Source organism: Luteococcus sediminum (assembly GCF_054783495.1).
In genome coordinates, this window is sequence record NZ_BAAGQL010000008.1 from 67,789 (window position 1) to 93,243 (window position 25,455).

At 70.6% G+C, this 25,455-nt stretch carries 22 protein-coding genes; 9 read left to right on the forward strand and 13 right to left on the reverse strand.

The window, feature by feature from the left end:
- Window positions 1–46 precede the first annotated feature (46 nt).
- The 3 genes from ACYVKA_RS05330 (at window position 47) to ACYVKA_RS05340 (ending at window position 2,475) form a co-directional block, all read left to right on the forward strand.
- Window positions 47–1,480, forward strand: a complete 1,434-nt coding sequence (locus tag ACYVKA_RS05330; RefSeq protein ID WP_460703598.1) for a sensor histidine kinase — start codon at window positions 47–49, stop codon at window positions 1,478–1,480.
- Window positions 1,477–2,181, forward strand: coding sequence for a response regulator (locus tag ACYVKA_RS05335; protein ID WP_460703600.1), 705 nt, complete (start codon window positions 1,477–1,479; stop codon window positions 2,179–2,181). The genes ACYVKA_RS05330 and ACYVKA_RS05335 overlap by 4 nt, the downstream gene beginning before the upstream one ends.
- An 87-nt stretch (window positions 2,182–2,268) precedes the next feature.
- A complete protein-coding gene (locus ACYVKA_RS05340; RefSeq protein WP_460703602.1) occupies window positions 2,269–2,475 on the forward strand; it encodes a hypothetical protein in 207 nt (68 codons plus the stop codon).
- Between the two features lie 153 nt (window positions 2,476–2,628).
- Here the strand turns inward: ACYVKA_RS05340 and ACYVKA_RS05345 are convergent, their stop codons facing one another.
- From ACYVKA_RS05345 to ACYVKA_RS05360, 4 genes are all read right to left on the reverse strand, one after another.
- On the reverse strand, window positions 2,629–4,941 hold the full coding sequence (locus ACYVKA_RS05345) for an esterase-like activity of phytase family protein (RefSeq protein ID WP_460703604.1): 2,313 nt from the start codon (window positions 4,939–4,941) through the stop codon (window positions 2,629–2,631).
- Window positions 4,942–5,092: 151 nt separating this feature from the next.
- Complete coding sequence (locus ACYVKA_RS05350) at window positions 5,093–6,304, reverse strand: erythromycin esterase family protein (RefSeq protein ID WP_460703606.1); 1,212 nt, start codon at window positions 6,302–6,304, stop codon at window positions 5,093–5,095.
- 17 nt (window positions 6,305–6,321) lie between these two features.
- Window positions 6,322–7,092: a hypothetical protein gene (locus tag ACYVKA_RS05355; protein ID WP_460703608.1), complete on the reverse strand. Its 771-nt coding sequence runs from the start codon at window positions 7,090–7,092 to the stop codon at window positions 6,322–6,324.
- Window positions 7,089–7,832 (reverse strand): ABC transporter ATP-binding protein, encoded by a 744-nt coding sequence (locus ACYVKA_RS05360; RefSeq protein ID WP_460703610.1) that lies wholly within the window; start codon window positions 7,830–7,832, stop codon window positions 7,089–7,091. Before ACYVKA_RS05360 ends, ACYVKA_RS05355 begins: the two co-directional genes overlap by 4 nt.
- Window positions 7,833–7,983: 151 nt before the next feature.
- On the opposite strand from ACYVKA_RS05360, the gene ACYVKA_RS05365 reads away from it, so the two are divergent.
- Window positions 7,984–9,165, forward strand: a complete 1,182-nt coding sequence (locus ACYVKA_RS05365; protein ID WP_460703612.1) for a sensor histidine kinase — start codon at window positions 7,984–7,986, stop codon at window positions 9,163–9,165.
- Window positions 9,162–9,827: a response regulator gene (locus ACYVKA_RS05370; protein ID WP_460703614.1), complete on the forward strand. Its 666-nt coding sequence runs from the start codon at window positions 9,162–9,164 to the stop codon at window positions 9,825–9,827. The genes ACYVKA_RS05365 and ACYVKA_RS05370 overlap by 4 nt, the downstream gene beginning before the upstream one ends.
- 3 nt (window positions 9,828–9,830) lie before the next feature.
- On the opposite strand, the gene ACYVKA_RS05375 is transcribed toward ACYVKA_RS05370, so the two are convergent.
- The 5 genes from ACYVKA_RS05375 to ACYVKA_RS05395 form a co-directional block, all read right to left on the reverse strand.
- The gene (locus ACYVKA_RS05375; protein WP_460703616.1) at window positions 9,831–10,604 is read right to left on the reverse strand and encodes a DNA-formamidopyrimidine glycosylase family protein; all 774 of its coding nucleotides are present in this window, start codon (window positions 10,602–10,604) and stop codon (window positions 9,831–9,833) included.
- A 120-nt stretch (window positions 10,605–10,724) separates the two neighbouring features.
- Window positions 10,725–10,940 carry a hypothetical protein gene (locus tag ACYVKA_RS05380; RefSeq protein WP_460703618.1) on the reverse strand — a complete coding sequence of 72 codons (216 nt, stop codon included), beginning with the start codon at window positions 10,938–10,940 and terminating at the stop codon, window positions 10,725–10,727.
- The gene (locus ACYVKA_RS05385) at window positions 10,922–11,809 is read right to left on the reverse strand and encodes a winged helix DNA-binding domain-containing protein (RefSeq protein ID WP_460703620.1); all 888 of its coding nucleotides are present in this window, start codon (window positions 11,807–11,809) and stop codon (window positions 10,922–10,924) included. The genes ACYVKA_RS05380 and ACYVKA_RS05385 overlap by 19 nt, the downstream gene beginning before the upstream one ends.
- Before the next feature lie 58 nt (window positions 11,810–11,867).
- Window positions 11,868–14,300: a YhgE/Pip domain-containing protein gene (locus tag ACYVKA_RS05390; RefSeq protein ID WP_460703622.1), complete on the reverse strand. Its 2,433-nt coding sequence runs from the start codon at window positions 14,298–14,300 to the stop codon at window positions 11,868–11,870.
- An 8-nt stretch (window positions 14,301–14,308) separates the two neighbouring features.
- Entirely contained in the window at window positions 14,309–17,107 is a 2,799-nt protein-coding gene (locus ACYVKA_RS05395) for an MMPL family transporter (RefSeq protein WP_460703624.1), read from the reverse strand.
- A gap of 115 nt (window positions 17,108–17,222) precedes the next feature.
- Here ACYVKA_RS05395 and ACYVKA_RS05400 point away from each other — a divergent pair, with 115 nt between their 5' ends.
- Window positions 17,223–17,852, forward strand: coding sequence for a TetR/AcrR family transcriptional regulator (locus ACYVKA_RS05400; protein ID WP_460703626.1), 630 nt, complete (start codon window positions 17,223–17,225; stop codon window positions 17,850–17,852).
- Window positions 17,853–18,002: 150 nt separating this feature from the next.
- Here ACYVKA_RS05400 and ACYVKA_RS05405 read toward each other — a convergent pair whose 3' ends face one another.
- The 4 genes from ACYVKA_RS05405 to ACYVKA_RS05420 are packed head-to-tail and all read right to left on the reverse strand — an operon-like array spanning window position 18,003 to window position 21,888.
- A complete protein-coding gene (locus ACYVKA_RS05405; protein WP_460703628.1) occupies window positions 18,003–18,848 on the reverse strand; it encodes a sugar phosphate isomerase/epimerase family protein in 846 nt (281 codons plus the stop codon).
- Window positions 18,849–18,850: 2 nt separating this feature from the next.
- Window positions 18,851–20,017, reverse strand: coding sequence for a Gfo/Idh/MocA family protein (locus ACYVKA_RS05410; RefSeq protein ID WP_460703630.1), 1,167 nt, complete (start codon window positions 20,015–20,017; stop codon window positions 18,851–18,853).
- 42 nt (window positions 20,018–20,059) lie between these two features.
- Window positions 20,060–21,064: a Gfo/Idh/MocA family protein gene (locus ACYVKA_RS05415; RefSeq protein WP_460703632.1), complete on the reverse strand. Its 1,005-nt coding sequence runs from the start codon at window positions 21,062–21,064 to the stop codon at window positions 20,060–20,062.
- Window positions 21,061–21,888, reverse strand: a complete 828-nt coding sequence (locus ACYVKA_RS05420) for a sugar phosphate isomerase/epimerase family protein (protein WP_460703634.1) — start codon at window positions 21,886–21,888, stop codon at window positions 21,061–21,063. The genes ACYVKA_RS05415 and ACYVKA_RS05420 overlap by 4 nt, the downstream gene beginning before the upstream one ends.
- Before the next feature lie 225 nt (window positions 21,889–22,113).
- Here ACYVKA_RS05420 and ACYVKA_RS05425 point away from each other — a divergent pair, with 225 nt between their 5' ends.
- The 3 genes from ACYVKA_RS05425 to ACYVKA_RS05435 all read left to right on the forward strand — a co-directional run bounded on the left by ACYVKA_RS05425 (window position 22,114) and on the right by ACYVKA_RS05435 (window position 25,246).
- The gene (locus ACYVKA_RS05425; protein WP_460703636.1) at window positions 22,114–23,034 is read left to right on the forward strand and encodes an EamA family transporter; all 921 of its coding nucleotides are present in this window, start codon (window positions 22,114–22,116) and stop codon (window positions 23,032–23,034) included.
- A gap of 107 nt (window positions 23,035–23,141) precedes the next feature.
- A complete protein-coding gene (locus ACYVKA_RS05430; protein ID WP_460703739.1) occupies window positions 23,142–23,522 on the forward strand; it encodes a DUF6394 family protein in 381 nt (126 codons plus the stop codon).
- An 11-nt stretch (window positions 23,523–23,533) separates the two neighbouring features.
- Entirely contained in the window at window positions 23,534–25,246 is a 1,713-nt protein-coding gene (locus ACYVKA_RS05435; RefSeq protein WP_394275246.1) for an NAD-binding protein, read from the forward strand.
- The last annotated feature ends 209 nt before the right edge of the window (window positions 25,247–25,455 follow it).

Here is a 25,455-nt window from a genome sequence, read left to right on the forward strand (position 1 = left end):
TCCGTGGGGGCACGTTCTCGTCGCTGCCGGATCCTAGGGTGGTTCCATGCCCTCACGCCCCGTCGCGGCCCGGCCCGTCGCGGCCGGGGTCGAGCCGTCCCGCAGCTGGCAGCAGCGCCTGCTGCGGCCGCGCCGCGGCGACGTGCTGCTGATGCTCTTCGTCTGGTTCAGCACCTACGGCGGCCTGTCGAGCCTGGGCTGGCAGCCGCCGCGGATGGGCGATCCGGCGCGGGTGGCGTGGAGCCTGGCCTTCACGCTGCCGCTGCTGTGGCGGCGCACCTTCCCGGCAGCAGCCGCGCTGGCCATCATCCCCGCGCACCTGGTGCAGCTGGTCACGATGGGCAACTTCATGCCGGCCAACATGACCGCCCCGATCATGGTCTACGCGGTCGCCCGCCATGCCGAGCCACGATGGGCGCGGCTGTGCCTGTGGCTGGCCTTGGCGGGCTGTGCGCTGGCGGGCCTCGACTGGGGGTGGGGCCCCGTCTACAACCCGAACGGGAGCCTGGCGGATGCCCTGGTGCCGGTCGTCGCCAATGCCGCCTTCTGCCTGGCCTTCGTGCTGAGCTGCTGGTTCGCCGGCCAGTGGGGCCGCCAGAAGGACCTCACCCACCAGTCCTGGCGGGAGCGCGCCGAGGCACTGGAACGCGAACGGGCACAGGGAATGGCCCTGGTGGCGCAGGAGGAGCGCAATCGGCTGGCGCGCGAGATGCACGACATCGTCGCCCACTCGCTGAGCGTGATCGTCGTCCAGTCCGACGGGGCGGGCTATCTGGCCAGCCACGACGAGATCGGCGATGCCGAGGCGCGGCTGGCGCAGGTCTCGCGGGCCATCGAGACGATCGGGCAGACGGCCCGCGAGGCGCTCGGGGAGACCCGGCGGCTGGTGGGGGTGTTGCGCCAGGAGGGCGACGAGCTGGAGCTGGCGCCGGCGGCCACGCTCGACCAGGTGGGCAGCCTGGTGGAGCAGCTGCGCGTCGCCGGGGTGCCCGCGAACTTCGTCGTCGAGGGTTCGGACCAGCTGCACGCCCCGCTCGGGGAGGGCGCCCAGATGGCCGTCTACCGGGTGGTGCAGGAGTCGCTCACCAATGTGATGAAGCATGCCGGGCCGGGGGCGACGGTGCGGGTGGTGCTCACCCACCTCGACGACGGCCTCCTGGTGCGGGTCAGCGACACCGGCACCGGTCCGGCCGTCGACGACGGCCGCGGCCACGGCCTGGTGGGTATGCGGGAACGGATGACCGCCTGGGGAGGGCAGCTCACTGCCGGCCCACGACGAGGCGGCGGCTTCGAGGTGCTGGCCCACCTGCCCGCCGAACCGCGCCCCGATGCCACGCCACGACAGGAGCCCGTCACGGGCAGTGGCCCGCCACCATCCACAGGGGGCCCCTCGTCCACAGGGCTGCTCCCAGCCCCCGGACCGTCGTCCAGCCCGGCCACCACCAGCTCAGCCCCGACCACCACCGAGGAGACCCGATGACCCCGATCCGACTGCTGCTCGTCGACGACCAGGCGATGGTGCGCGCCGGTTTCCGCATGGTGCTCGACGCCCAGCCCGACATGAGCGTCGTGGGCGAGGCGGGCACCGGCGCCGAGGCCGTCGAGCGGGTGGCGCAGCTGGGCCCCGACGTGGTGCTGATGGACGTGCGGATGCCCGTCATGGACGGGGTGGAGGCCACCCGCCGGATCATCGAGGCCCGCGACGCAGGCGCCCACGATCCTGCGGCCCAGCCCGCCCCGATGGTGCTGGTACTGACCACCTTCGACCTCGACGAGTACGTCTACGCCGCGCTCAAGGCCGGCGCCTCGGGCTTCCTGCTCAAGGACGCCGGGCCGGCCGAGCTGCTGGCCGCCATCCGGGCGGTGCACCGGGGCGAGTCGGTGGTGGCGCCGACGGCCACCCGCCGGCTGCTGGAACGCTTCCTGCCCTCCTTGCCGTCGGGGCCGCGCGAGCAGCTCGGGGCGCAGGAGCAGCTTGCCCCGCTGACCGAGCGGGAGCGCGAGGTGCTGGTGGAGGTGGGGCGGGGGCTGACCAATGCCGAGATCGCCGCGAAGCTCTTCCTGGCCGAGGCGACGGTGAAGACCCACATCGGCCACATCCTGGCCAAGATGCAGCTGCGTGACCGGATCCAGATGGTGGTGCTGGCCTATGACACGGGGCTGGTGCGGCCTCGGCCCTGACACCTTCCCGACGGCGGGTAGGGCAAACCTCAACCACAGCCTCAGGTTGGATGCACAATACAAGCAATCAGGCATAGATTCTTGGCCATGACCAACTCCCCCAAGAAGTCAGTCCTTGTCCTCGTCGCCGCCGCCAGTGCGATCCTCTGCCTCGGCGCCACCCCCGCCCAGGCCTCCCCCGCCCCGGCCGGACACCACAGCACCTCCCACACGCACGCAGTGCAGGCCACCTCCAGCCTGACGAGCTTCCAGATCGGCCAGCTCGGTCGAAGCCGCATCCTGTGGTGCCTGTGAGCTGAGGGGACTCCCACCCCCAGCCACGCTGATCCCCCGACGACCATCTCCCCGACAAGCACATCCCACGAACGCGACGCGGGGCGTCCGGCACCACGTGGTGCCGGACGCCCCGCGTCGCTGTCTCCGGTGCGGCCCACGGGCCGCGCATCGTCACTTGCCGGCGCGATGCTCCTGCACGGCCTGGTGGGCCAGGTCGGGCTGGTCGCTGAAGACGTGGTCCATGCCGGCGGCGAGGAAGGCCTTGACCTCCCCCTTCATGTCACCGGTTTCGGCGGGATCCCCAGAGCTGCGGAAGTCCTTCGGCAGGAAGGAGTTCTCGGCGCGGAAGGTCCAGCCGGTCACCTCGAGGCCCGCGGCGTGGGCATTGTCGATGGCGCCGGTGGGCTTGCCCAGCGAGCCGTCCTTCTCGCGCGCGATCATCAGGTTCTTGCACAGGCCGACACTGTCGGCATACTTCGCCACCTTCTTCATGCCGGCGGGGGTGAGCATGTCGGCGTAGGTGGTGGTGCTGCCCTTGGCGGCCAGATCGGCCGGGGCACCCGAGCAGTCCATCAGCTGCACCAGTTGCACCTTGGTCATCTGGTTGAGCTGCTGCAGGTTGCCCATCTCGAAGCTCTGGATCACCACCGGCGAGTTCTTCTTGCCCAGGCCATTGGCTTCCAGCGTGGCGACGGTGCCCTCCTCCTGGCTCAGGCCAATGGAATCGAAGTAGCTGCCGTGCTTGATCTCGGGGATCACGCCCACCGGCTTGCCGTCGCAGGTCTTCGAACGACGGGCCAGGTCGAGCACCTCGTCGAAGGTCGGCACCTGGTACAGGCCGTCGAACTTCGTGTTCTCCGGACGCAGCTCGGGCAGGCGCTCCTTGGCGCGCAGCATGCGCAGCTCGGCCAGGGTGAAGTCCTCGGTGAACCAGCCGGTCAGCTCGGCGCCGTCGATGGTCTTGGTGGCCTTGCGGTCGGCGAACTCGGGGCGGTCGGCCACGTCGGTGGTGCCGCTGATCTCGTTCTCGTGACGGTCGACCAGCACACCGTCCTTGGTGCTCACCAGGTCCGGCTCGATGTAGTCGGCGCACTGGTTGATCGCCTCCTGGTAGGCGGCCAGGGTGTGCTCGGGACGGTGGCCGGAGGCGCCGCGGTGGGCGAAGACGATGTGCTCCGGATCGCTGGCCGTCACCCGCTTCTTCGGCAGGCTGATGACAGCCATCTCGGTGTCGTCGGGGGTGCCGGGGACGCGCGCGTCATTGCCGGGGTAGTTGTTGTCATTGGCGACCAGCAGGCGACCGTCCTTGAGCCGCACGACGGTCTCGAAGCTCTGCACGGGCAGCTGGAAGGTCTCGCCGATGCCGTAGCCGGGGTGGGTGCTGGTGCCGATGCCGGCGGGATTGTCCACGCGCAGCAGGTCGACGACGAGCTTCTTGCGCAGGTGGCCGTCGGCCTCGGCCTTGGTCAGGTCCACCTCGTAGATGCGCTTGGTGACGCTCTTGGGACCCCAGAAGTCGTCGCGCTCCACCACCAGCATCTTCTTGCCGTCGGTCATGAAGGCGTCGCCGACCAGGTTGTCGTCGGTGTCGGCCTGGTAGTTCCAGGTGCGTCCGGTGTAGCGGTTGGTGCGGGTGTCGAACTGGCTGATGACGCGGGTGCGCTTGTCGGCACCGTCCAGATAGCCCTCGAGGATCGGGTACAGGTAGCGGCCATTCTTGCTGGCGGCCATCGCCTCGAAGCCCTTGGAATTGCGCAGGGTGGGCTTCTCGCCCTGGGCCAGGTGCGGGTTGCTGGGGCTCTTGACCTGCTCGACGCCGGCGCCGGAGGCCTTGCCGGGCGCGGGCATCGGCACCGGGGCCTGCAGCAGCACGCCGTCGGCGCTGAAGTGCAGCAGGTAGGGGCCGAACTCCTCGCCGATCCAGAAGGAGCCGTCACGGGCCACCACCAGCGACTCGATGTCGAAGTCGGCGCCGGTCAGGTGGCGCTTCTTGGTGTGCTCGTTGAGGATCTCGAAGCCGGCATTGTGGTTGGGGTCACGCAGCTGGATGTGCTTGACCACCTTGATCTGGCCCTTGCCGCCCTTGGCGGTCTCCCACTGCGGGTCCACCTGGTAGATGCGCAGCAGGAAGTCGTCGGAATTGGCCTTGGCGCCGAAGCCGTTGTCAGGCATCGCCCAGAAGGTGCCGTCGCCGATCTCTGCCATGGCAGAGAAACCGGGGATCACTTGGCCGGGGAAGGGGCCCTTGCGGCCATTGGCCTCCTTCACCTTGGCGCCCGAGGCGGGACCCTTGGCCATGAAGTCGGCGCTCAGCTGGGCGCGGGCGTCGAGGGTGGGGACGGTGGTGCGGGTGGTGGCTGCGGCCCGCTTCTGGGAGGGGGCGGGCTGCTCGGCCGGGGCCGCCTGGGCGGGCGCCAGGGGGAGCAGCAGGGCGGCGGAACCGATCGCAGCGACCGCGAGTCGGACGGTGTGAAGGATAGGCATGGGCGTCATCCCATCACATTCAGCCGACGTTCAGGTTTCGCACAGGTGTGGTGCAGGTGAACAGGCCCGCGCTCGGCTTCCTGGCCCCACGTAGCGCGTCAGCCCCCAGCCCCCAGCCCGTCACCTCCAGGCCACCAGACCCAATCCGGCATCACTGCCCCAACGGCACCGTGGGATGACTGTCCTCCACGTGCACCAGCGCATCCCAGGCCTCGGCGGGCACCAGTTGCACCTCGTGCAGGAAGGGGATCCAGGCCTGGTAGGCGGCGAAGGGGGAACCGGCCGAGGCCATCGGCTGGCGACGCCCCAGCACCCGACGGTTCACCGGCGTCGCCTCAGCCAGGTCCAGGAAGCCGATCCGGGTCCCGGTGAAGATCCTGCGTGACGGCGAGGAGACGTCGAAGGAGAAGTCGCTGCCGTCATCGTCGAGCCGGGTCCGGTGGGACTGCGTCCCGATCACCCGGTAGTCCTGGCCCCAGGTCTTGGCATTCCAGACACCCAGCTTCGATCCCGCAGCCATGCTGGCCAGCCCTGCCCGGTCGACGTGACCGTTGTGGGCCAGCAGCAGGGTGTGCTTGCCCCCAACCCGTGCTCGCTCCTCCACCAGGAAGCGCAGGTTCTGGTGCAGTGCCCGGTCCCGGTCATAGGAGCCGATGCCCTGCGCCCCGCGCTGCATGCCCTGCACCAGGGCCCGGGCCGACAGGCGGGCCCGCAGCGTCGCGTCGTCGGTGCGCCCCGCGGCCGCCCGCTCGACGGCCTCGGCCAGCTGCTTGGCCGCAGGCTCCGCCGCCGTGGCCCGGTCCTGTTCCCAGGCCGTGTCCCGGGTGATCCGGGCCAGGGCAGGGGCGAGCTTCGCCGCCGCGGCGGGATCGGTCGAGCGCAGCCAGGCCAGGGCCAGGTCGCGGTCCTCGCCGGCGCGCTGGATGTCGAGCCCGTAGAGCCGCACCGGATCCTTGGGATGCTTGGCATTCCACTCCCGCAGGCGGGTGAGCATGGCGGCGCTCTGCTCGGTGCGGTTGAGCGCGAAACCCATCCGCTGCGCGGCCTGTTCGGCGGTGCCGGGCCCGCCCTGCAGCCAGGCGTCCACCTGGCTCACCGAGCCGGCATTGTCCTCCAGCGCGATCGTCGTGAAGCCCTTGTCGGCGGACTTCAGGGCCACCAGCGTCCACGCCTCGCGGAACTCCGCGGTGCCATGGGTCGCCTCCCCCACGGCCAGCACGGTGGCATCGGTGAACCGGCTGGGCAGCTCGGCATCGGCCAGCTCGACGGCCTGCGCCTCGCCCGCCGGGGCGGTGTACCAGTGCCAGGCCCCGAAGCCCAGCAGCACCAGGGCCAACAGTCCCGACCCGAGTGCCAGCAGCACGGTCCTCGTCCGTCCCGTCACAGGTCCCCCTTGACGAGCCGCCAGGCACCCAGGCCGGCGGGAAGGACAATCCACACGAGCATCGAGCTTGCCAGCCTCGCCCACGCCCCGGGCGTCGGGTCGGCCAGCACCCAGACGGCATCCAGGTTCACCCAGCCGAGCACCGCCGCTACCTGCGACGAGACCGCAGAGAGCAACAGGGCGATCGTCGGCCACAGCAGCAGCACCATGATCGGGGCCGGGGCACTGCGCGAGACCAGGGCCCAGGCCAGTGCCGCGAGGCTCGTGAAGACCAGACTCCCAGCCGCCAGGGCCAGCTGGCCGGCATCCCAGCGCCAGAGAACCGGAGCTCCGGTCAGCAGCGGGGCCACCAGGGCAGCCCCCGCCCCCATCAGCACCGCCACCAGGAAGGCGACAGCGTCGGCGGCCAGCACCGCCAGCGCCTTGGCCAGCACCAGGCGCGAGCGGTCGGGGTCGGCCAGCAGCGACTGCTCGATCGTGCCGTGGCTGAACTCCTGGCTGACCAGCAGCACCGCCAGCACCAGCATCATCCAGCCCGCCGGGCCGCAGGCCATCGCCACCAGCTGGCTCGTGGTGGTCTCGGCCAGCGGCTGCAGGGCCCGGCCACCGGCGAAGGCCGCCATGGCGAACAGACCCCCCGCCGCCACGGCCCGCTGGCTGCGGGTGCCGGTCAGGGTGCGCGCCTCGACGAGCACGGCCCGTCCCAGGCTGGGGCCGGCCTGGTGGACGGCGGGATCGGTGTATGGGCGGGATTCCATGATGGTCATCGGACTGCTCCCATGGTCGGGGCGGGCTGCTGGGGGTTGTTGGGCGCACGATCTGCACCCGAGGTGAGGCGGAAGTACTGCTCCTCCAGGTCGGGCACGTCGGCGACGGCCGAGGTGGCCAGCACCTGCCCGTCGCCGATCATCACGACGGTCTGGGCCAGGCGGGAGACGTCGTGCAGCTGGTGGCTGCTCAGCAGCACCGCACAACCCCGCTGTGCCCGGGAGCGCAAGAGTTCGGCGAGCCAACGCTGGCCCTGCGGGTCGAGCCCATTGGTGGGCTCGTCGAGCACCAGGGCCGACGGGTCGGCCAGCAGCGCCCGGGCGATGCCGAGGCGCTGGCGCATGCCCAGCGAGTACTGCCCGACGCGGCGACGGGCCTCTGCCGTCGTCAGCCCCACCTCGTCGAGCACCTGCGCGACGCGATCCCCGGAAAGCCCCTGGGCCAGGGCGGACAGCCGCAGCGTCTCCAGGCCGGTGCGGCCGGGGTGGAAGGACTCGGTGCCCAGCAGCACGCCGAGCGTGGCTCCGGGGCAGGGCAGGTCACGGTAGGGGTGGCCGGTGACGGTGGCCGTCCCGGCATCGGCGTGCACCAGCCCGGCCAGGATGCGCAGGCAGGTGGACTTGCCGGCCCCGTTGGGGCCGAGGAAGCCGACGATGCGGCCCGCGGGGACGTCGAAGGACACCCCCTGCAGCGCCTGTACTGCGCCGAAGCGCTTGGTGAGGTTCTCGATCTCGATCATGGGTCCAGCCCACGCCAGCCGGCCGGGTCGCCGCCTCGGGCAGAAGGCCGCCGTCGCATAGTCCTTCGGGGACCGGCAGCTGGCCCATCGGCTGCCCGGCTGGCCCATCGGCCATCTGGGCAGTGCACCCGGTGGCTGTGAGACTGGAGGGGTGCCCGACGACTCCTCCCCCGCCACCGCACCCGCTCGACGACTGACCGGGCTGCAGTGGCTGGTGGCCCTGCTGGGTACCGCCTACTACCTGTCACCGCTGCTGGCCCCCCGGGCGCGCGGGCACCTGGATCCGTGGTTGGTCACCCCGCTGATGGGCGGGGCGCTGGCCTCGCTGCTGCTGGTGGCCCTCCCGATGCGCCGGCACCCACTCGTCCTGGCAGCGATGGCGGCGCTCTGGCCCGTCAGCGCCGCCGTCTTCGGCGCCGCGCTGGTGGCGCAGGAGGAGCTGGCCCGCACCCGCCGCCGCCCCGTCGGACTGGCCACCGCCGCCCTGCTGTGCGCTGCCAAGGTGCTGGGGGTGCCGCTGTGGGCGGCACTGGGCCAGCCACCCGGTCAGGCGGCCTGGGTGGAGGTGACCATCTCGTGCATCGGCATCGGGGTGGCGACCTTGGTCGGCTGGCTGCGCCAGGCCACCCGCCAGGCCGAGGCCGCCCGGGCCGTCGCCAGCACCGCCCGGCAGGAGAGCTTCGAGGCACGCCTGGAGCAGGCACGCCTGGCCGAGCGGGAACGCATCGCCCGCGAGATGCACGACGTGGTGGCCCACCGCATCTCGCTCGTCGCCCTGCACTCCGGCGCGCTCTCCCACCGGCTGCGCGAGTCCGACGCCGAGAGCGCCGAACTCGCCGGCCTGATCCAGACCAATGCCAAGGCCTCGCTGGTGGAGCTGCGCAGCATGCTCGCCACCCTGCGGGGCAGCCAGGACTCCCCCGAACCGCCCCAGCCCACCCTCACCGGGCTCCGGTGCCTCGTCGCCGAGGCCGCCGAGGCCGGGCAGCAGGTGCACCTCGAGGTGGACGCTCCCCTCGTGGAGATCCCCGAACCCGTTTCCCGCAACGCCTTTCGCATCATCCAGGAGGGCATCACCAATGCCCGACGTCATGCCCCCGGCGCCCCCACCGTCGTGCAGGTGCAACAGCGTGACGGCTGGCTGCGGCTGCGCGTGGCCAACCCGCTGGCCGACCTCGCCGCCCCCGACCGCTCAGGTTCCGGCCTCGGCCTGGTGGGGGTGGCCGAACGCGTCGAACAGCTCGGTGGTGAGCTGGTCCACGGCAGCGACGGGGCACAATTCGTGCTGGAAGCCAGGGTGCCACTGGCCACACCCCACCAGGAGACCGCATGAGACAGCAGGAGCAGCGCCTGAGGATCGCACTGGTCGACGACGACCCGATGGTCCGCACCGGGTTGGGCTACATCTTGCGCGGCGAGCCCGACATGGAGGTGGCCTGGCAGGCGGGCGACGGCGGCGAGGCCCTGCGCCTGCTGGCCGACGAGCCGGTCGACGTCATCCTGCTCGACATCCGGATGGCCGGGACCGACGGCCTGGCGACCATGGAGGCGCTGGCCCACCTGCCCGGGCGCCCGCGGGTGCTGATGCTGACCACTTTCAACACCGACGACTACGTGGTGCGGGCCCTGCGGCTGGGGGCCGACGGCTTCCTGCTCAAGGACGCCGACCCTGCCGAGCTGCTCGAGGCCATCCGTCGCGTCCAGCAGGGCCAGACGGTGCTCTCGCCCGAGGTCACCCGCACCCTGGTCACGGTGGCCACTGAGTCCAGCGGTCCGGGTGCCGCGACGGTGGCCGCCCAGCAGGCGATGGCCCGGCTCACCAGCCGTGAGCGCGAGGTGGCGGCGCTGGTGGCCGAGGGCCTGACCAACAGCCAGATCTCGACGCGGATGAACCTCAGCCTGGCCTCCGTGAAGGCCCACCTGACCAGCACCTTCACCAAGCTGGGAGTTGACAACCGGGTCTCGGTGGCGATGATCGTGCGCGACGCCGGGTGAGGTTCAGACCAACGGCTGGCACCTGGGGCACCACCAGCTCAGGCGTTCCTGGGTGAGCGGACCGTATTCCTCGCACTGGATCCGGCTGCGGCAGCGGGGGCAGGGCTTGCCGGCGCGGTTGTAGACCCAGCGGCCGTCCCGGTTCGAGGCGGTGGGGACGCGAGTGACCTTGCTGGCCTCCAGCAGCCGCTGCGCGGTGCGCACCACACCCAGCAGGTCGCCCACCTGACCGACCGGGGTGCGTGGGTTCACCCGCTGGTGGAAGAGGCTCTCGGCCCGGTAGATGGTGCCGATGCCGGCCAGGTTGCGCTGGTCGAGCAATGCCTCGCCGATGGTGCGGCCGGGCTCGCGCAGCAGGTTGGCGACGGCCAGCTCCTCGTCCCAGTCGGGGCCGAGCAGGTCTGGGCCCAGGTGGCCAATCACCTCGTGCTCGTGGTCGGTGCGCACCAGTTCCACCAGCCCGAGCCGCAGGCCCGCCGCTTGGTGGGTCTCGGTGACCAGCAGGGCCCGCACCTGGTGGGCGGGGCCGGGGGTGCGGTCATCGGCCCCCACGATGCGCCAGGTGCCGTCCATCCTGAGGTGGGTGTGGATGGTCCAGCCACCCTCGATGCGGGTGAGCTGGTGCTTGCCGCGGGGCACCACCTCGAGCACGCTCCGGCCGGCGAGGTCTGCGGTGGCCGCGGCGGGGACCCGCAGCTCGGCACGCGTCAGGACCTGGCCGGCCAGCGCGGTGTGCAACTTGGCGCAGGAGCGGGCGACGGAATCACCTTCGGGCATGGTCCCATCCTGCCCTGCGCCGCGCTCCCGCTGCTGAGAATGCGGCTGTCACGGCGCACGACACGTTCAAATGTCATCCGTGGCCGTATGTGCTGCAATCTCTGCACGCCGTGGCCTATCTCAGTGCGCCGCGGCGCCGAAGAAGGCCAGCATCCGATCCTGGGCCGCCTCCAGCGCCGGGTCCACGGCCACACCCTCGGCGAGCGTGAACTCCACGGTCACCCGACGGCTCCCGGCGCGGGTCACCACCCGCCGACGGAAGCTGCCGATGTCCAGCCCGTCACGGATCAGCAGGCCCCAGCCGGCCTCTGCCGCGCTCAGGTGCAGCTCACCCAACCGGTGCCCCGGAAGCCGGGGGAAGCGAGGGTGGTCATGGCAGAGCCACGCCTCGTCGAAGGTGGGCAGCAGGTGAACCCCGTCCAGCCCTGGCATCGGGGCATCCGGCTGCCGCCACAGCTCCACGCCGTCCACGGTGCCGGTCTCGAAGCCGCCGCTGGCCAGGCCGCGCGCGCCTCGGTGCGGGTGATGTTGCTCCAGCGCTGCAGGTCGCGCAGGCTCGTGGGGCCGTGGCCAGCGACGAAGCGGTGCACCAGGCGGGTGGCGGCCTCCTGGCGGGGCAGGGGCGGTGAGGGAGGAACCACGTCATCGAGCAGCACATAGGTGTGCTCGTCACCGGCCAGCGGGCCCGAGCAGACCAGGGCGCTGGCCTCGGCCATCATCAGCTGGTGGGCGACGGTCTGGTTCGGCTGCGGTGACGAGGCGGGCACCGGCAGCACGGGCTGCACCTGGCGCCGGGTCAGGGGTCCGTCGGCCAGCGCTCGGCGCAGCACCTCCTGGGTCTGGGCCCAGAGCTCCTCGTCGATGCCCAGCTGCCGCTGGCGTGCCCGGTTGCCGGTGATGATCCTGGGACCGGTGAGCTCGAGCAGCCAGCGGATGTCCTCGCGGTGCACGTAATGCCAGGTGGGGCGCAGCACATGGGTGCGCAGCACCTGGCCGGAGTCGATCGCTGCCCGCACCGCAGACTCGTCCGCCCCGGCACGCACCCCCAGCGACCAGCGCGACAGCGGCGGGTCCTGCGCCTGGACGGCGAGCGAGTCGCGCACCACGGTGGCGACGTCAGGGGCGGGACGGTCGAGGTGCTGGGCGGCCAGGCGGAGCCCCAGGACGGCACACAGGTCCTCGGGGATGGCCGGGATGGGAGTCATGGTCTGCCAGAATCCCATCGCCGGCGCGCGTGGCGTCAGGTTTCACGTGCAACGGTGCCTACTGGGCGCGCCCGGCCCCTCGGCGGTAGCGGGCGGGGGTGAGGCGGCGGCGGCGCACGACGGCCAGCAGGCCCACGCACACGGCCACCATCCACAGCAGCAGCAGGCTTCCGACGGGTCCGACGCCGACCGGGGCGTCGGCCACCACGGCCCGCACCCCGTCGAGGGCCGGGGCCAGGGGGCTGGCGCCGTGCACCGCCGAGAACCAGCCCGGCACGGCGGAGACCATGCCGACGGCGCCGGTGACGGTGGCCAGGACGATCGCGATGCCGCGGCCGATCCCGCCGAGCCAGGCGGCCAGCGCATGGTTCACGGCGGTGAAGGTCAGGCCGATCAGTACCAGGAAGCCGGTCAGGGCCAGGCCCCGGCCGAGCCCGAGGTCGAGCACCACGGCGCCGAGCACGCCGAGCAGCACGCCCTGGGCCAGGGCGACGATCGCGCCGGGCAGCATGGTGGCGGCGGCGAGCTGCCAGCTGGGCCGCGAGCTGGTCAGCACGCGGGAGGCGACGGGCCGCACGAGCAGCCAGGTGGCGATCGAGCCGAGCCAGGCGGCGAGCACCAGCAGCAGGCTGGTGAGCTGGCTGAGCGGGGTGGCGACGATCCCTGAATCGCTGGCCACCGGGGTGGCGACGACCTTCGACAGCGTCTCGCGCTGCTTCTGGGAGTAGCTGGGCACCTGGCTGGCACCGTCGCTCACCTTCTGCGCGAAGGTGCGGGTGCCGGTGGCGAGCTGGTCGGTGCCGGCGGCGAGCTGTCCGAGCCCTCCGGCGAGGCTCTGCACGCCTTGGTTGGCCTGGCTGACGCCGTCGGTGTACTTGGCGACTCCGGAGGTGTACTCGTCGAGTCCGCTGGCGAGCGTCCAGGCGCCCGACGACAGTTCGGCACCGCCGCTCTTGAGTTGCTGTGACTGGCTGGCCAAGGTGTCGGCGCCGTCGGACAGCTTCGTGACGCCGGCCTTCAGCTGCGCGGTCTGGGCGGCGATCTGCTTGGGCAGTTCGTCGACCAGGGTGGTGATCCCGCCGGAGAGCTGGCCGGCACCCGCGGCCAGCGCGGCGGCGCCGGAGCGCAGGCTCTGGCCGGTCTTGGCGTCCTTGGTGTCGAGGGCTGCGGCGGCGGTGCCGGCCCCAGCCCGGAAGCCGCCGGTGAAGACGGGCTGGGCGGCCTCCTGCACGCGGGGGCAGACGGTCTGGGCGATCTCGCGGGTCAGTTCCGGGTCGTTGACGAGCTGGTCGAGCTGCTCGGCGACGGGGGTCTGGGCGGCCTCCAGCACGGCCTTCTTCTGTTCCGGGGTCAGCTGCACCTCGGCGGGCATCTGGTCGAGGGCCCGGCCGAGCTGGGCGACGAGCTCGGTCTGCTGGGCGTCGACGGCGCCGGTGTCGATGCCGCGCATGGCCTGGGCCACCTGGGCGGCGCACTGGCCTCCGAACTGCTGGCTGTAGGCCTGCAGCACCTGCGGCGGGACGGCGGCGGTTCCGTCGCGCCAGGCGACGAGCTGGCGGTGGTAGGTGTCGAGGCCCGTGGAGAGCCCGGTGGCCCCGCCGGCCACCTGGGCGGCGCCGGTCTTGAGCTGACCCAGCTGGGCGAGGTCGCCGCTGGCGCCGGCCCGGGCGAGGCCGGACTCGAGCTGGTTGATGCCGCCGGCGAGCTGGCCGATCCCGTCGACGACCTTGCCGGTGCCGTCGGTGTACTGGGTGATGCCGCCGGCGAGTTCGGAGGCACCGCTGGCGAGCTTGTCGCCGCCGGTGACCAGTGCGGTGCCGTTGCGGTCGAGTTCGCCCATGCCGCGGCCGAGCTCCCCGACGCCTGTGGCGGCCTTGTCGGCTCCGTCTGCCAGCTCCTCGGCGCCGTCGGCGAGCTGTCCGGCGCCCTTGCCGATGGTGGTGACCTGCTGGCCCATCTGGTTGAAGCCGACGTAGATCTTGTCGAGGTAGCCGCTGGTCAGCATGGCATTGGTGGACTGGGCGGCGAGCTGGGCCACCTGCCGGGCGATCTGGGCGTCCTCGACGGGCGAGGCCGGGGAGGTCTGGACGTCGATGGTGGCCTGCTGGGCGTTGTCGGCGTCGCTGACGCTGGTGGCCGCCCTGGAGAAGCCTTCGGGGATGGTGACGACGGCCGCGTACTCGCCGCTGGCCAGGCCGGCCGCGGCGTCGGCGGGGTCGCTGAGCTTCCAGGTGATGTTCTTGGCGGGCTTGGCGACGATCTCGGCGGCGAGCTGGCGGCCGAGCGGCACCGGCTGGCCGTTGACCTCGACGGCCTTGTCGCTGTTGACGACGGCGGCGGTGACCTGGCCGAGCCGGTCGTCGCGGCCGTGGGCGGCGCCGAGCAGCAGGCCGGCGAGCAGGACGGGAACGAGCACCAGGGCCAGCAGTTTCCAGCCGGCCAGTGGGCGGCGCGATCCGGTGTGCTCCACGTGGAAGAGGGAGGGGGTCATGGCGGTTCTCACAGGCTCTCGTGGATGGTGGTCACGTCGGTGCTGGTGCCGGCCAGGGCATGGCGCGGGACGGGGTCCGGGGATCCGGTGCGGCCGTCGCGCAGCAGGATCGTGCGGTCGGGTTGCCAGCTGGCGATGGCCTCCCGGTCGTGGACGCCGAGCACGAAGGCGGGGGCGTCGCCGGCGGCGATGGTGCGACGCAGGGCCTCCAGGTCGGGGCCGGCGAGCCGGTCGGCGTCGTCGACGAGCACCAGGCGCGGGTGACGGGCCAGTGCTGCGGGCAGGTCGTGGGACAGTCCGGAGCGGTTGGTGGCGTCCAGCACGGCGGTGGCCTGGCGCACGTCGGCGGCGCGTTCGGGCAGCAGCCAGCCGGCGACGCGGGCCCGTCCGGAGCTGGCCTCCAGCCGTCCGGCCAGCGCCAGCAGCAGGGCCCGCCGGGGGTAGTCGTCGCCCTGGACGACGGCCACCTGGCCGGGCTCCAGGTGCAGGCTGACCGGCCCGAAGATCCCGTCGACGGCGAGCTGTTCGGTGTGCAGGGCCTCGGGGTGGGTGCCGCCGGGGCCGGGGGGCGTGGGCCAGTCGGCGAGTTCGAGTTCGCGGTGCAGGCCCTCGCCCTCGACGTCGAGCACGGGCAGCAGCCGGTCGAGCCAGCCGGGCAGCCACCAGGCGCGAGAGCCGAGCAGCTGCAGCACGGCGGGCACCAGGGTCATCCGCACGATGAAGGCGTCGACGGCCACGCCGACGGCCAGGCCGAAGGCGATCTGCTTGATCGGTCCCATTCCTTCGGGGACGAAGAAGGCGAAGACGCTGAACATGATGACGGCGGCGGCGGTGACCACGACGGCGGAGTTGGCGAAGCCGGTGTGCACGGCCTGGCGGGCCAGGCGGTCGCGCAGGGCACGGTTCTCGGCGGCCTCGGGGTGCGCGCGCAGCGAGTGGACGTAGTCCTCGCGCATCCGGCTGACCAGGAAGACCTCATAGTCCATGGCCAGGCCGAACAGGATGCCCATGATGATGATCGGCATGAAGCTGATGATCGGGGCGGGGCGCTCCAGGTTGATGATGGCGGCGCCGATGCCCTCGTTGAAGACCAGCTGGGTGGCGCCGAAGGCCGCACCGACGCTCAGGGCGTAGCCGAGCGTCGCCTTGAGCGGCACCCAGACGGAGCGGAAGACCATCATCAGCAGCACCGTGGACAGGCCGACGACGAAGATGCCGAAGGGCAGCAGGGCGCGGGCCAGGCGCTGGGAGACGTCGATCTGGATGGCGGTGGAGCCGGTGACGGCGGTCTCGGTGTCGAGTTCGTCGGCCCAGGCGTCGTGCTGGTCGACCAGGCGCTGCACGAGGTCTGCGGTGGCGGGGTCCTCGGGGGCGGTGGTGGGCACCACCTGCACGAAGCCGGTGTCGGCATTGCGGTTGGGGGTGGCGATCAGGACGCTGGCGACGCCGGGGGTGTCCTCGATGTCGGCCTGGAGCCGTTTCATCACGCCCATCGGGTCGTTGCTGCCCAGGATGTCGGCGGTGACGATCAGTGGGCCGTTGTAGCCGACGCCGAAGTGTTCGCCGATCAGGTCATAGGTGGTGCGGGCGGGTTTGTGCTCCTCTTGCTGGCCGGCATTGGGCAGGCTCATCTGCAGGTTGGCGGCGGGCAGGCTGAGGGCTCCCAGCAGCAGGACGATGACGGCGACGGTCAGGGCCGGCAGCCTGGTCGCGGCAGCCACCCAGCGCTGGTAGATGCTGCGGCGCACGGTCGGGCGGGCCTTGCGGGGGCGGGGCCGCAGCCGCTCCCCCATCAGTCCCATGAGCGCGGGCAGCAGGGTGAGGGCGATGACCACGGCCAGGGCGACGGCGATGGCGGCGAAGACGCCCATCACCGTGAGGAAGGGGATGTTGGCCAGCGCCAGCCCGACCAGGGCGATGCAGACGGTCAGCCCGGCGAAGACGACGGCCGAGCCGCTGGTGGCCACGGCGCGGGCGGTGGACTCCTCGACGTCCATCGGGGCGGCGCCGTCCTGGGGGCGCAGCTGTTCGCGGTGGCGGCTGAGGATGAACAGGGCGTAGTCGATGCCGACGGCCAGGCCGAGCATGACGGCGAGCATCGGGGTGGTGGAGCTGACCTTGGCCAGTCCGGCGCTGATGGTGAGCAGGAAGAGCGAGAGGGCGACGCCGATGACGGCGGTGACCAGGGGCAGGCCGGCGGCCAGCAGCGAGCCGAGGGTGACGAAGAGCACCACGAGGGCGATCAGGACGCCGAGCACCTCGGTGATGCTCATGCCGGGCACCTCGATGCTGAAGGCCTGGCCGCCCATGGAGACCTGGCTTCCCTGCGGGAGTTCGGATTCGGCCTTCTCGGCGAGGGCGACGAGCCGGCCGCGGTCGGCGTCGGTGAGGTCCTGCATCTCGCCGCGGAGCTGGAGCTGGATGAGGGCGGCGCGGCGGTCCTTGCTGATCATGCCGGTGGGGATCTCGGCATAGGGGTCGGCGACGCTGGTGACCAGCGGGTCCTTGGCCATCTCGTCGACGACCTGCTGGATCTCGCGCCTGGTCTCGGTCTGGTCGACCGATCCTCCGGGGGGCATGACGACGATCGCCTCGGCGGTGAGGGCGGCGGCTTCGGGGAAGGTGAGGCGCAGCTGGTCGAGGGCCACCTGGGAGGGGGCGCCGGGGATGGTGAACTCGTCGCTGTACTGGGCTCCCGAGAGCCCGGCCAGTGCGCTGCACAGTGCCAGCACCGCCAGCCAGATGGCGATCACGCGCCGGGCGTGGCGGTGGCAGGCGCGGCCGAGCCGGTACAGGAAGGAGGACATCTTGCTCCCGGGATGGTGCACGGATGGATACACATCCGTATCCGATACGGCACTGTACTCGATACGGTACTGTATCCAAAGTCCGATCCCGGACCCGCACCCGAAGGGGGACCTCGTGACCACCCACAGCCCGGAGGGCCCTCGATCGGCCCGCCGAGAGGCCACCCGCAGTCGCCTGATCGAGGCCGCCGTCGGCGTCATCGCGCGCAAGGGGGTGCTCGGCGCCAGCGTCGAGGAGATCTGCGAGGCGGCTGGCTTCACCCGCGGGGCCTTCTACTCCAACTTCGAGAGCAAGGATGCGCTGTGCATCGCCCTGCTCGACGCCCAGTGCCAGCGCCACCTGGCCGCCGCGCGCGAGGCAGTGGCGCGGATGGACCACGACCACGAGCTCGAGCGCCGCATCAATGACGCGCTCGAGGTTTTCGTCGCCGTCAGCGGTCAGGGCGCCGACGACGTGCTGGTCACCAGCGAGCTGCGCCTCTATGCCGCCCGCGAGCCCGCCCTGCGGGAGGCCTTCACCGCCTACCAGGCCCGGATCACCCCGCTCTTCGCCACCTTGATCGAGGACGGACTGGCGGCGGCCGGGCTGCGCCTGACCGTCGGGATCGACGAGGCACTGAGCCTGCTGCACGCCGTCCACGACCAGACCAGCCTCGACCAGCTGGTCGCCGGCGCCGAGCCCGGTTCGGGACGCACCGCGCAGCTGCTCGGCCAGGTGCTGCGCGCCTTCATCACCCCAGCCTGAGTGCCACCGCAGGGGTGCACGAGAAGATCTCGGAAGATCCGGTCCCCCCAGGGGACCGGATCTTCCGAGATCATTCCCTGGTGGCCGCCCGGCGCCTCGACAGGCTCGGCACCCGTGTCCTCATGACGCCCGAGCCCGTCGAGGGGATGCTCAGTACCCGATCCCCTCCAGGTACTTCCGCGAGTCGGCCAGGCAGTCGAAGGGATCGCGGCCGTAGGTGAGGTCCTGCTCGATGAAGAAGTACTCAGCACCGGCCTCCAGGCTGGCGGGCAGCAGCTCGGGCCAGTTCATGTTGCCCTGGCCCACCTCGGCGAACTCGATGATGTTGACGAACATGTCATAGCCCTTCTTCATCTCGCCGGCCGTCATCAGGTCGAGGGCCTCCTGGGGCAGGGCACCGACCCGGTAGTCCTTGACATGGATCAGCTTGCACACGCCCGAGTAGGCCTTGAGCATGTCGAGCGGGGCCATGCCGCCGCGCTGCACCCAGTGCAGGTCCACCTCGAAGCCCAGGTCGGGGGCGACGCGACGCACGATGTCGAACATGCGCTCCCCGTCGAACTTGGCCAGGTCGACGTGGTGGTTGTGGTAGCACAGCGCGATCCCCTCGGCCTTCAGCCGGGCCGCGTAGGGCTGCACCTCCGCCGCCCACTGCTCACAGGCCTGCTTGGAGACCATCGCGGTGAAGGGCATCATGCCGATACGCAGGAAGCGGCAGTCGAGACGCCGGCAGTCGGCAACGATCTTGTCGAAGTCCTCGGCCAGGGTGTCCATCGGCATCGGGCCGGGGTGCAGGCCCACCGAGAGGGCACCCACCTCGATGCCGAGCTCCTTGACGCCCCGCTCCAGCGCGGCGGTGTTGGCCTCGTCCATCGGGATCTGCGAGACCTCCACGGCCTTCAGGTCCAGCTCCGCGATCTTCTCGAGCACGGGCCACATGCCCATCTCGGAGACCTTGTCCTTCAGCATCATCATCTGCACGCCGAGCGTTGCCATCGTCAGTTCCTCTCCTCGAACTTGCCCTCTTCGCGGATCCGCTTGTTCAGCTCCTCCAGGTAGCGGGCCTCGTCGAAGTCGACCAGGCTGACCTCCTCGCCGGTCCAGGCCGACAGGTGGATGCCATTGGCCAGGCGCACGCCGTGGATGCCGTCGCCACCGGGGGCCAGCAGCTCTTCGCCGTCGAGCACGGCGGCGGCGAAGTTGCGCAGCACCTCGCGGTGCTGCTCGCCCCAGACCGAGCCGTAGTCCTTGGTCTCGGTGGTCATCACGTCGGACAGGTCGAGCTGGCCCTTGAAGAGCTTTCCGACCTCCTCCATGCTCATGGCCTTGCTGTACTCCTGTTCGGGCTGCGAGAGACGGGTGATGGTGACCTTCTTCGAGTCCTCGACGACGACCTTGCCCTTGTCGCACAGGATCTCGAGGCGGTCGGTGCCGATCATGTCGTGGGTGCAGGTGGTGAAGGTGCCGGTGGCACCCTCGCCGAAGTCCACCAGGGCGGTCACCTCGTCCTCGACGACGATGTCGCGGCGGAAGCCGAAGCTGGCCTTGGCGACCACGCTCTTCGGCACGCCGCAGATCCACTGCCACAGGTCGAGCTGGTGGGGTGCCTGGTTCACCAGGACGCCACCGCCCTCGCCGCCCCAGGTGGCGCGCCAGTCGGACTGCTCGTAGTAGCCCTGGGGACGCCACCAGGTGGTGATGATCCACGAGCTGTGGCGCAGCGCGCCGAGCTCACCGGAGTCCAGCAGCGCCTTGAGGTCCTTGTAGAGCGGGTTGGTGCGCTGGTTGAAGAAGACGCCGAAGACCAACTCGGGCTTGCCGGCGGCGTAGTCGATCAGTTCACGGGCCTGCTTGGTGTAGACGCCGACGGGCTTCTCGACCAGGGCGTGGATGCCCTTCTCCAGCGCCTTGATGCCCATCTCGGGGTGCAGGTAGTGCGGCACGGTGGTGACCACGGCGTCGACCAGGCCGGAGTCGAGCATCTCGACGTAGTCGGTGAAGAAGGGCACGCCCAGCTCGTCGGCGCGGGCCTTCTTCGACTCGTCGATGTCGGCGATGGCGCCGATGGTCATGTTGGGCACCTGGCCGTCGTGGATGAAGGTGGCGTACATGCCGCCCTCGGCACCGAGGCCGATGATGCCCAGGCGAAGCTGCTTGTCAGTCATGTTCTCTCCTTGCGCGGGATTGGGAAGATCGGGAGTGCGGAATCACTGGTGGCCGACGGACTCGTCGAAGCTCTGCCGGTAGACCTCCTTGAGCATCCGCAGGGATGCCATCGCCTCGCCGGGCCCGATCCAGAAGGGTTCGGGGTCGTCGAGGCGGGAGTGGAAGTCGGCGATGAAGGCCTGGTGCGAGAGCCCCCAGTAGCTGCGTCCGGTGGTGGTGACGACGCGCTCGGCGACGTCGCGGGTGCTGCCGTCGAGCAGGCGCACGTGCAGTCCGCCGGCGACGGTGGCGACGCCCTTGGAGCCGTAGACCTCGAGCTCCACATTGCGGTGCACCGCATTGGTCAGGCTGCCGACGAAGGTGGAGGTGATGCCGCCGGGGTGGGTGAACCAGGCGGTGGCGACGTCCTCGACCTCGCTCACCTCGCCATAGCGCAGGCTGGCGGCCTGGCCCCGGACCTCGACGGGTTCGCCGAAGAGCCACTGCAGCAGGTCGAGGGTGTGGATGGCCTGGTTGATGAGCAGGCCGCCGCCGGCGGTGCTCCATCGGCCGCGCCAGGGCCGTGCCTGGTAGTAGTCGGGCGTGCGGCTCCACACCACCGAGGCATAGGCGCCCTGCACCTCGCCCAGTTCCCCGTCGTCGAGGACTTGTTTGAGGGCCTGGGCGGTGAGGTTGTAGCGGTTCTGGAAGCAGATGCCGAGCTTTGCCGTGCTCGCCTGGGCGGCCTGGACGAGCTGCTGGCCGGCGGCCAGGGTGTTGGCCAGCGGTTTCTCCTGCACGACGTGGATGCCGGCGGCGAGCACGTCGCTGGTCACCTGGGCGTGCTGGTGGTGCGGGGTGGTGACGTGCACGACGTCGGGCCGCAGCTGCTCCAGCAGCTGCTGGTGGTTCTCGAAGACGGGCACGCCGGGGGCGAGGGCTTCGGCCCGGGCGCGTCCGTCGGCTTCGGTGTCGGCGATGCCGAGCAGGTCGATGCCCAGTTCCTGGAAGGCCTCCAGGTGGACGACGCTGACGTCGCCGCAGCCGACCAGTGCCGCGGTGGTCACTGGAAGTCGACTCCCTCGGCGCGCAGCAGGCCGACCAGGGCGCCGTGTGCCCTGGTCCACAGCTCGGGTCCGCTCATGGCGCCGAACTCGGTGTAGTCGCCCAGGTGGGGTTCGATCGACAGGAAGCCGTCGTAGCCGGACTCGTGCAGGGCGTGCAGGATCTCGGGCACCTGCCCGTCGCCTTCGCCGACGGGGACCACGTCGGGGGTGTTGGCGACGGCATCCTTGAGGTGGATGTAGGCCAGGTGGGGGCGGACCAGCGGGTAGGCCTCGTCGAAGGGCTTGACGCCGCACTGGACGTAGTTGGCGGGGTCGAGGATGGCCTTGAGGTGCTCGGAGCCGACGGACTCGATGATGTCGACGCAGCGGCGCGGGATGTCGCCGTAGATGTCCTTCTCGTTCTCGTGCAGCAGCGTGACGCCGCCGGCCTCGGCCACCTCGGTGATGGCCTTCATGCGGCGGATCACCTCGTCGCGGTGGCTGTCGGGGTCGTCGCCCTCGGGGATGAAGAAGCTGAAGACGCGAATGTTGGTGGTCTCGAAGAAGTGGGCCACCTGGACGGCATGCTTCATGGCCCCCAGGTGCGGTTCGAAGTCGTCGGTGACCTTGATCTTGCCGATCGGGGAGCCGATGGAGCTGACCTTGATGCCGGCTTCGTCGAGCATGGCCTTGGCCTTCTCGCGCTGGGCCTGGTCGAGCAGCAGGATGTTCTGCCCCCAGGCGCTGCGGAACTCGAGGTGGGTGACGCCGAGCTGCTTGAGCAGCTGGAGCTGTTCGCCGAAGTCATCGGCGATCTCGTCGGCAAATCCGGTCAGGGTCCACATGGTGCTCTCCTGTCGTCGCGTCCTGGGCAATGGCCCTGCCGATGCCGCGCTGGCGACGGCTGCGACGGGCCCCCTCACCCTTCGCCGCCACGCTAGGCAGGGGCCGGGTGGCTGGGAACCGGTTGCCATCCTTTGCCCGCCGCGGTCCACCGATCGGCCTGCCGCGTGCACACTGGCCCGGCAGGTGTGAGTCTTGTCACAACGATTGATGGGAGGAGGGGATGGATGCCGCGACGCGATGTGGGCCTGGCGGTGCTGGTGATCCTGGTCTGGGGCGTCAACTTCGTCGCCGCCAAGATGGCCATGGAGAGCTTGCCGCCCCTGTTGATGGCCGCGCTGCGCTTCGTGCTGGTGGCCCTTCCGGCGGTCTTCGTCATTGCCCGGCCCCGCATGGGTTTCTGGCCGGTGCTGGCCTCGGGCCTGACGATGGGCGCGCTGCAGTTCGGACTGCTCTATGTCGGCATGATGCTGGGCATGCCCGCGGGCCTGGCCTCGCTGGTGCTGCAGGTGCAGACCCTGTTCACCGTGGTGATCGCGGCGACGGTGCTGAGCGAGCGGCCCAACCGAATGCAGGTGGCGGGCATCGTGATCGGCCTGGTGGGCATGGCGGTGGTGGGGGCGCAGTACCTGGCCGCCGCCCCGGTGCTGCCCTTCCTGCTCACCGTCGGCGCCGCGCTGAGCTGGGCGTGCGGCAATGTGATCACGCGACGCCACCCGCCGCGTACGGGCTTCTCGCTTGTGGTCTGGTCGGCGCTGGTGCCGCCGGTCCCGCTGTTGCTGGCCTCCTTCTGGCTGGAGGGCGGCCCTGCCAGTGCACTGGCCGCGATCCAGCACGTGAGCCTGCGCTCGCTGGGCGGCTTGGCCTTCATCGCCTATGGCGCCTCGATGTTCGGCTATGGCATCTGGAATCTGTTGTTGAGCAGGCACTCGGCGGCGAGCGTCGCCCCATGGTCGATGTTCGTCCCGGTGATCGGGGCCGGGGCGGCCTGGCTCTACGACGGTGAGCTCCCCACGCCGCTGGGTATCCTCGGGGCTGCGATCACGGTGACTGGCGTGCTGCTGGCGCTGGGGGTGGGCAACCGGGTGCTGCGGCGCCGCGCCAACCCTCCCGTGCCGACGCCCCACAGCGAACCGCCCGGTCTGTGAGGAGCTGACGACCCGAACTCTTGGTCTGACCACATGGCCCCTCATCCGCCACTTCAGCCAGCACTCGCCGTGCGGGGCCTGCGGCGACTACCGTGGCGCGGGTGAACATGGAGAAAGTGGTCTTCGGCTTTTTCGTCCTGATGTCCGCCACGTTGAACTTCGGCTTCTTCATCGGCGACATGGGCAATCCGCAGCTGCACAATGTCTACGAGCTGTATGCCGCCGTGGTGGTGAACCTGATCGCCACCGTGCTCAAGTTCGGTGACCGCACCCAGATCGGCGCGGTCCACCTGGCCACCTCGCTGGTGGCAGTGATCCAGCTGGTCCTGGCGGCGGGCGTCTACATCTGGGTGACCCAGGCCTCCGAGGCCGGGCTGACGGTGGCACACACCTCGTCAGTGGTCTCGCTGTCGGGAGGAGCGCTGCTGGCCAACATGGTCTCGTTGATCCTGCTGGTCATCGAGACCGCCTCCTACCGTCGCCGCTGACCATGGCCCCGATGGTCTCTCGGCCCTGGCACTCCACCCGTCGCCTGCGGCGGGTGGAGGTGGACGTGCCCACCGATGTGCCGTCCACGGAGGCGATCTTCCTGGTGCTGCGCCGGATGCGCTTCCCCCTGATCGTGCTGATCGTGATCTTCTCGATCAGTTCGCTGGGCCTGAGCCTCATCCCTGGCGTCGACTCCGAGGGCAATGCCTGGCACATGAGCCTGTTCGATGCCTTCTACTTCATCAGCTACACGGCGATGACGATCGGCTACGGCGAGCTGAACTACACCTTCACCAGCGCCCAGCGCATGTGGGTGACCCTGACGATCTATGCCTCGGTGGTGGCCTGGGCCTATGTCTTCGGCTCGCTCTTCGCGCTGCTGCAGGAACCGGCCTTCCGCAATGCGGTGAACCTGCAACGCTTCCGCAGCAAGGTCAAGGGCATCCACGAACCCTTCCTGCTGCTGGCCGGTTACGGTCAGGCCGGCCGCACCCTGGCCATGGCGCTGGACACGGCCGGACGGCGGCTGGTGGTGGTCGACGAGGATCCCGAGCGGATCGACGTGCTCACCACCGACCAGTTGACCGGTGACGTGCCTGCCATCCAGGGTGACCCGCGCAATCCTGCCCTGCTGGGCCTGGCGGGGCTGGGCCATCCGATGTGCGAGGGGGTGATCGCGATGACCGACAAGGACGAGATGAACCTGGCGGTGGTGATGTCGGCCGATCTGCTGCGCCCCGAGGTGCCGGTGATCACCCGCTGTTCCGAACGGTCCAACATGGCGCGGATGCTCGACTTCTCCCCCCAGGCGGTAATCAATCCCTTCGACCGCTACGGCGCCTATCTGGTGATGGCACTGAACCGGCCGGCCACCCACCAGCTGAGCTCCTGGCTGATGAGCGAGCCGGGCACCGAGATGCCGCCATTGCACGAGGAACTGGCCAATGGCCGGTGGATGGTCAGCGCCGACGGCCGTTTTGGCCGCGAGGTGGCACTGGACCTGCGCTCGGCCGGGCTCGAGGTGGAGGAGGTCTCCCCCGAGGACGGCATGCCCGACTTCACGGGCATCGTCGGCTTCGTGGCAGGCGTGGAGAGCGACACCACCAACCTGTCGATGGCCGCCCATGCCCGTCTGGTGAACCCCGAGATGTACCTCTCGGTGCGGCAGAAGTCGATCCACACCACCAGCCTGCTGCGCGCCTTCGAACCCGACAGCGTCTTCATCGCCACCGACCTGGTGGCCCTGGAGACCCTGGCCCGGCTGGAGTCCCCGCTCTACTGGGGTTTCGTCGAGGACCTGCAGCTGCTGGACAACGAGGAGGCGCTCGAGGTGCGACAGCGCATCACCGACCGGGTGGGCGAGAGCTGCCCGATCCCGCGACTGATGACGGTGCTGCCGCACGAAGCGCCGGCGGTCTGCCGCTGGCTGGACCGCGGTCACGAGGTGAGCATCGCCGACCTGCTGCGCGATCCGGACGACCGGGACCACCCCATCAGCGTCTTTCCCTACATGCACAAGCGTGGCGACGAGATCACCTACCTGCCCGACCCGCAGACCCCGCTGCGCAAGGGCGACCAGGTCGGCCTGCTGGGACGCGATCGCGGCCTGAGCCAGCTGGACGCCATCGCCTACTCCGATGCCTCGGTGGAGTACCTGTGCACCGCGCGCGCGGTGCCCGACACCTGGTTCTGGCGGGTCATCACCGGACGCAACAACGACTGAGCGATCTCCTGCGCGCCCGTCCTGTGGGCGGCGATGATGCGTCCACAGCCGGCTCATGGCACAGTGCCTACTCTGTGCATTCCGGCTTCGTCTTCGACTCGCGGTGGAAGCCGAGCGCCATGGATGCCCGCTTCAACCGCGCACCAACAATGCCAGCGACGCCAGCCTGGTCCTGACCACCACCACCGACGGCCGGGCCGGGGCGGTGG

Bases quoted from the DNA above. Each gene is read 5' to 3' on its own strand.
- ACYVKA_RS05330 (WP_460703598.1), top strand. From the start codon at position 47: ATGCCCTCACGCCCCGTCGCGGCCCGGCCCGTCGCGGCCGGGGTCGAG.
- ACYVKA_RS05335 (WP_460703600.1), top strand. From the start codon at position 1,477: ATGACCCCGATCCGACTGCTGCTCGTCGACGACCAGGCGATGGTGCGC.
- ACYVKA_RS05340 (WP_460703602.1), top strand. From the start codon at position 2,269: ATGACCAACTCCCCCAAGAAGTCAGTCCTTGTCCTCGTCGCCGCCGCC.
- ACYVKA_RS05345 (WP_460703604.1), bottom strand. From the start codon at position 4,941: ATGCCTATCCTTCACACCGTCCGACTCGCGGTCGCTGCGATCGGTTCC.
- ACYVKA_RS05355 (WP_460703608.1), bottom strand. From the start codon at position 7,092: ATGACCATCATGGAATCCCGCCCATACACCGATCCCGCCGTCCACCAG.
- ACYVKA_RS05360 (WP_460703610.1), bottom strand. From the start codon at position 7,832: ATGATCGAGATCGAGAACCTCACCAAGCGCTTCGGCGCAGTACAGGCG.
- ACYVKA_RS05370 (WP_460703614.1), top strand. From the start codon at position 9,162: ATGAGACAGCAGGAGCAGCGCCTGAGGATCGCACTGGTCGACGACGAC.
- ACYVKA_RS05375 (WP_460703616.1), bottom strand. From the start codon at position 10,604: ATGCCCGAAGGTGATTCCGTCGCCCGCTCCTGCGCCAAGTTGCACACC.
- ACYVKA_RS05385 (WP_460703620.1), bottom strand. From the start codon at position 11,809: ATGACTCCCATCCCGGCCATCCCCGAGGACCTGTGTGCCGTCCTGGGG.
- ACYVKA_RS05390 (WP_460703622.1), bottom strand. From the start codon at position 14,300: ATGACCCCCTCCCTCTTCCACGTGGAGCACACCGGATCGCGCCGCCCA.
- ACYVKA_RS05395 (WP_460703624.1), bottom strand. From the start codon at position 17,107: ATGTCCTCCTTCCTGTACCGGCTCGGCCGCGCCTGCCACCGCCACGCC.
- ACYVKA_RS05405 (WP_460703628.1), bottom strand. From the start codon at position 18,848: ATGGCAACGCTCGGCGTGCAGATGATGATGCTGAAGGACAAGGTCTCC.
- ACYVKA_RS05410 (WP_460703630.1), bottom strand. From the start codon at position 20,017: ATGACTGACAAGCAGCTTCGCCTGGGCATCATCGGCCTCGGTGCCGAG.
- ACYVKA_RS05420 (WP_460703634.1), bottom strand. From the start codon at position 21,888: ATGTGGACCCTGACCGGATTTGCCGACGAGATCGCCGATGACTTCGGC.
- ACYVKA_RS05425 (WP_460703636.1), top strand. From the start codon at position 22,114: ATGCCGCGACGCGATGTGGGCCTGGCGGTGCTGGTGATCCTGGTCTGG.
- ACYVKA_RS05430 (WP_460703739.1), top strand. From the start codon at position 23,142: ATGGAGAAAGTGGTCTTCGGCTTTTTCGTCCTGATGTCCGCCACGTTG.
- ACYVKA_RS05435 (WP_394275246.1), top strand. From the start codon at position 23,534: ATGGTCTCTCGGCCCTGGCACTCCACCCGTCGCCTGCGGCGGGTGGAG.